This is a genomic window from Catenibacterium sp. co_0103 (assembly GCF_004168205.1).
In the GTDB taxonomy this organism is placed as follows: Bacteria; Bacillota_I; Bacilli_A; order Erysipelotrichales; family Coprobacillaceae; genus Catenibacterium; species Catenibacterium mitsuoka_A.
Genome location: NZ_RCYB01000211.1, coordinates 1 through 1,015 on the forward strand (window position 1 = coordinate 1; position 1,015 = coordinate 1,015).

At 36.2% G+C, this 1,015-nt stretch carries 1 protein-coding gene and 1 pseudogene; both read right to left on the bottom strand.

The window, feature by feature from the left end; genetic code table 11:
* A partial coding sequence (locus EAI80_RS13200; RefSeq protein WP_129982396.1) for a pyridoxal-phosphate dependent enzyme occupies positions 1–512 on the bottom strand: 512 nt, incomplete at its 3' end.
* A 110-nt stretch (positions 513–622) separates the two neighbouring features.
* Positions 623–1,015: pseudogene (locus EAI80_RS13205) on the bottom strand (threonine ammonia-lyase); the annotation flags it as partial.

Below are 1,015 nucleotides of genomic sequence, written 5' to 3' on the forward strand. Positions count from 1 at the left end.
ATATCTGCATCTGGTAGTTCTTCGAGAATTTCTAAGGCAATGGTTCCCTGACCTTCAATGACATCTTCATCATCAAACGGATGTACAAATGTATAGCCATGTTCCTTCTGCAATTCTACTGCCTTATTATAAGCATCATCATAGACTTCACCATGAAGAACCACTTCAGCACCTAATGCCTTAGTAGCATCTACTTTAATAAGTGGTGTATGGGCAGGCATAACGATTGTAGCCTTAACACCTAACTGCTGGGCGGCATAAGCCATACCCTGAGCATGGTTTCCTGCACTTGAGGCAATAAGTCCTCGAGACTTGGATTCATCATCCATCTTCATGATCTTATTATAAGCACCTCTAATCTTGAATGCGCCAGTTCTCTGTAAGTTTTCTGGTTTGATATAAACAGTATTTCTACTTTCTTTAGAAAAAGCTGGGCTATAAATCAAAGGTGTAGGAAGAATGACTTCATCCACTCTCTTCTTTGCCTCTTCAAAATTCTTTAGTTCTAACACTTAAATCCCCCTCTCAAAAATCTGTTTTTCACATTATAACATCATTATTATTCTATTAAAACTAAATTTTTACTTAATTTTATAAAAAAGGAATAGCTGATTGCTATTCCTTAATTGATACGCTGGATTTCAAATCCATTCTTTTTAAATGTTTCAATTATTGTATCGATATGAGATTCCCCATTTGTTTCACAAGTGACTCTTAATTCTACTTCAGAGAATCTTGCGAAGTTCTTGAACTGGTTATGGTCTGCAGTGACAACGTTCGCATTACATTCATTAAGAATATGAGCCACCTTTTCTAACTGACCTGGACTATCTGGAAGCTGTAATGAGAACGAAAAGATTCTACCTCTTTCAATCAGTCCCTTATTGATCATAGAAGAGATAGAAAGCACATCAATATTACCACCAGAAATGAGTGAGACAACCTTCTTATTCTTTTCATTGAGTTTCTTTAATGCAGCAAGTGAAAGAATACCTGAGTTTTCAGCTACAAGCTT